Genomic DNA, 4,094 nt, shown 5'->3' on the forward strand with positions numbered 1-4,094 from the left:
GACTGAAAGGAGAAGCCATTATGGGTAATACGAATGGTTCTATTGAAAAGGCTTTGGCAAAGATAAAAGAGTTAGATGCAGAACATTTTTATTTTGTGGACGCAAGGCTAAAATGTCCTCATTGCAGAAGGGAATTTGGTATTGATAGAGAGTATATTGGAATTGTTACTTGTCCCTATTGTGGTAAATATGTTGAGGGATAATTTAGTTATTGAATCCTTAACCGGCAAGAAAGTAATTCCTTTCGATTTTAATGATTCTACAGATAACACACTTTTAGATGTTTTGAAAAATGTGGCGTTAGTAGCAGGCAGGAAGATTAATGAGAAGGGAATAATTAGGGCAAGACCGAATGAGGTGGGAAACGATATTGAGGCTTTTGTAAAGTCATCTATGCAAGATTATAACCTAAATCCCGACATTCCAACAGGTGCAAGTGGAAGAAAGAAGGCAATGGGTTATCCGGATATTATTTTCTATCACAACGGTAGACCTCATTACATGGAGTGTAAAACGTATAACCTTGAAAATATTGGAACGAGCCAACGAAGTTTCTATTTTTCTCCATCAGAGGATTTCAAGGTTGTTTATGACACCCACCATTTTATTATTTCTTATGAGATGTATGTTGCTGATAGAAAAGAGAGCAAGAACGTTTACAAATGTAGGCATTGGAAAATCCTATCCTTAGAATCTCTGTCACTTGATGTCAAATACGAGTTTAACTCAGACAATAAGCGATTATACTCTGGAGAAGATGGGACAATTCTTTTAGCAGAAGGGAAAGTATAAAAAGCGGATAATAATTTAAAGAAACCGCGTATAACCAATCACTGCACGCGACCAAAAAGCTGACGCTTTTTGGCGGGTGAGTTCTATCGTTGGATGGGGGAGAGGAAGAGCTTTTTCCCTATGCTTCTATCATATAGAAATGAATCTACAAAAAATTATTTTCTTAAATAAAATTTTATTTATATCGGTTATAGTTCTCATTATTTATTTGGGGATAAGTGCCATTCTGATTTTTACGGCAAATGATGAGTATCTAAAAACTTCTATGCCAGATAAGGGGATTGCTTCAATTAAATGTCCCCCTTCTCATCCTTCTCAACCACTTTCTTATTATGAAAGACTAAGTTCTGGAAGGCTTTTTGGCACACCTGTTTCTACCGCGCCAGTTATTACTTCTTCCCCTTCTAAAGTTGAAGAACCCACAAAAGAAAAACCGGCTGTTACCGCTGAACCAGAGATAACATTTCAATTGATAGGTATTACCTGGGGAGAGGAAGGAGCCAATGCCTTAATTAAAAGTTCCATGGAGCCACAATCTCAATTAGTTAGTATTGGGGATAAAATTAGTGGTTATGAGGTCGTGGAGATTACCAGAGAAACCGTTATTTTGAAAAAGGACAAAGAAAAGAAAGTAGTGGAGTTAGAATATTAAGTATTATGTCCTGGAAGTTGATAGAAAAGACTAAGAAATTATTAGACCAGGAGACTGGCGCTTATTACAAGAATAGAAGAGCTGTAGCGGTAGTATTAGTTTATCCGAATACCTATTATCTTGGGATGTCCAACCTCGGATTTCAAACTATCTATCAATTATTGAATAAAAGGGATGATACCTGGTGTGAGCGGAGTTTTAAACCAGAGAAAGAGGAATTGGGGGAGTTTCTGAAGTCAAAAACAACTCTATTTAGTCTTGAGTCTCAAAGACCACTAAATGAGTTTGACATTATTGCTTTTAGTCTCCCTTTTGAATTAGACTATTTTAATATCCTGCCGATATTAGACCTGGCAAAAATCCCATTGTTGTCCAGAGATAGAGACAAATCTTACCCTTTAATCATTGCTGGTGGAACTGCGGTTACAGCTAACCCAAAACCACTATCTTCATTTATTGATATATTTATAATCGGAGAAGGCGAAGAGGTAGTAAATGAAGTTGTTGATTCTTATTTACTTTCAAGACATTTACCAAAGGAGAAGATACTTTTTAATTTAAATCAAATCCCTGGGGTTTATGTTCCATCCCCTGGTCAAAAGGAGTTTAGCAAAAGACACATTCCTTTCTTAGACCTCTATCCAACGAGCTCCTGCATCATAACTAAAAACACTGAATTTAGTAATATGTTCCTCATTGAATTGACCAGAGGTTGTCCCCAAATGTGTAAATTTTGTCTTGCCAGCCATTTGTATAAACCATTTCGATATAGAAGCCTGAATGTTATTCTTAGCCAGGTAGAAGAAGGATTAAAATATACTAAAAGGCTCGGATTGGTTGGTGGGGCAATATCCAATCATCCTGATTTACAGGAAATATGCCAGAAGATAAAAGAACTTGGCGGTGAAGTATCTTTATCTTCACTCAGAATTCAGGCAATCACTAAAGAATTACTAAAAACTCTGAATCAAAAAACTATAACCATCGCTCCAGAGGCAGGCTCACCAGGGCTTCGCCAACTAATTAATAAACCTATATCAGATGAGAAAATCCTGGAGAAAATAGAATTACTGAATAGCCATCTCCCTCTTACCCTTAAGTTATACTTTATGCTTGGCATTCCAACAGAGACTCAAGAAGATATTAAGGCATTAATTACCTTAATTTCCAATATTAAAGCCCGTTTCAAAGGACGATTAGTCATCAGTATCAATCCATTTATTCCTAAACTTAACACACCATTTCAAGGTATGGAGATGATTGATAAGGATAGTTTTAATTCAAAATTAAAGAATATCAGGAAAAACCTGCAAAGGATAGAAATAATCAGTGAAAGTATAAAAAGTTCATTAATTCAGTGGCATCTTTCGGTTGGAGATGAGAAAATGGGAGAATTAATTTATTTGTCGAGATGATTCATTGTAACCGTTCAGGTGGTAATTTACCGCAGAGACGCAAGAGTTTACAGAGAAGATATGGAAATAAATCAGATAACAGAAAAGATTATTGGTGTAGCCATTGAAATACATAGGACCTGCTTGCCGAGTGTTCAGCCGGCAAGCCAGATTTGTTAATCCATCCCTGATTTTCATCAGGGCAAGTTTAATGTTGTTGGACTCAAGAGCTTGCACTGATGAAAATCAGGGATGTTAAGCCTATCGTCCATAAATTTTAATTTTCTTCTCTGCGTCTCTGTGTTTCTGCGGTGAACGGTTACGATTCATTTAAGCCCCTTCTTTTAGTTTCCCATCAACTAATTTAAGTCTCCTATCGGCTCTTTTAGCTAACTCGTCATTATGAGTAACCATAATCAGGGTATGATTTTTTTCTCTTATAAGTTTTTCAAGAAGGCTATAGACTTCTTGAGCTGTGTGCCAATCTAAATTCCCGGTTGGTTCATCGGCTAAAATCAGTTGAGGATTATTTATTAAAGCACGGACTATGGCGACTCGTTGTGCCTCGCCACAGGATAGTTGACCAGGTTTATGGTTTTTTCTTTCGCCTAACCCAACTTCTTCTAAAAGCAATTCTGCCTCTTTTTTTATTTTACCTTGTTGCCGTCGAGCAATTAAACCCGGTAACATTACATTTTCCAGGGCACTAAATTCAGGCAGGAGATGATGGAACTGAAAGACGAATCCCATCGATTCGTTCCTGAATCTTGCCAGTCTACTCAATTGGGCAATATCTTCCCCTTCAAAGCGAATCTCTCCTTCATCCGGTTTATCCAGTGTGCCTAAGAGATTAAGCAAGGTGCTTTTGCCCACGCCAGAGGCACCAACGATAACCACAATCTCCCCTTTTTTTACCTCTAAATTTAAGCCGCAAAGCACATGAATCTCTATTTTACCACTTATGTATGATTTATAAACATCAATCGCCTTAAGTATCATCCTATCCTTTTAACCTCTTAACCTTTTTCTTCCCTTCTCTGTTTCTTTACTGACTACTATCTACTTCCTACTCATACCTCAATGCCTCGATTGGTTTTAATGAATTAGCATATCTTGCCGGATAAATTGCCGAAAGCAGACTTAAAATAATCGCAGATAAACTTATAAGTCCAACATCGTTCCATCTTATATGGATGGGAATAGAACTAAGATAATAGACATCACCCGGTAGTTTAATAAATTGATATTTTGCTAAT

The 4,094-nt window shown here is 36.9% G+C and carries 6 protein-coding genes; 4 read left to right on the forward strand and 2 right to left on the reverse strand.

Translation table 11 applies throughout. The features are described 5' to 3' along the window. The 4 genes from AB1414_16810 to AB1414_16825 all read left to right on the forward strand — a co-directional run. The coding region (locus AB1414_16810) for a hypothetical protein (GenBank protein ID MEW6609077.1) at positions 1-203 on the forward strand (203 nt) is incomplete at its 5' end. Continuing rightward, complete coding sequence (locus AB1414_16815; GenBank protein MEW6609078.1) at positions 157-792, forward strand: hypothetical protein; 636 nt, start codon at positions 157-159, stop codon at positions 790-792. The genes AB1414_16810 and AB1414_16815, both read left to right, overlap by 47 nt. A gap of 139 nt (positions 793-931) precedes the next feature. Next, entirely contained in the window at positions 932-1,444 is a 513-nt protein-coding gene (locus tag AB1414_16820) for a hypothetical protein (protein ID MEW6609079.1), read from the forward strand. A 5-nt stretch (positions 1,445-1,449) separates the two neighbouring features. Next, the gene (locus AB1414_16825) at positions 1,450-2,859 is read left to right on the forward strand and encodes a radical SAM protein (GenBank protein MEW6609080.1); all 1,410 of its coding nucleotides are present in this window, start codon (positions 1,450-1,452) and stop codon (positions 2,857-2,859) included. Between the two features lie 309 nt (positions 2,860-3,168). Here the strand turns inward: AB1414_16825 and AB1414_16830 are convergent, their stop codons facing one another. Next, complete coding sequence (locus AB1414_16830; GenBank protein MEW6609081.1) at positions 3,169-3,837, reverse strand: ABC transporter ATP-binding protein; 669 nt, start codon at positions 3,835-3,837, stop codon at positions 3,169-3,171. A 67-nt stretch (positions 3,838-3,904) separates the two neighbouring features. After that, positions 3,905-4,094, reverse strand: a 190-nt coding sequence (locus AB1414_16835) for a lipoprotein-releasing system transmembrane subunit LolC (protein MEW6609082.1), incomplete at its 5' end; no start/stop codon positions are given.

It is taken from the genome of bacterium (genome assembly GCA_040755795.1).
Taxonomy (GTDB): Bacteria; UBA9089; CG2-30-40-21; order CG2-30-40-21; family SBAY01; genus JBFLXS01.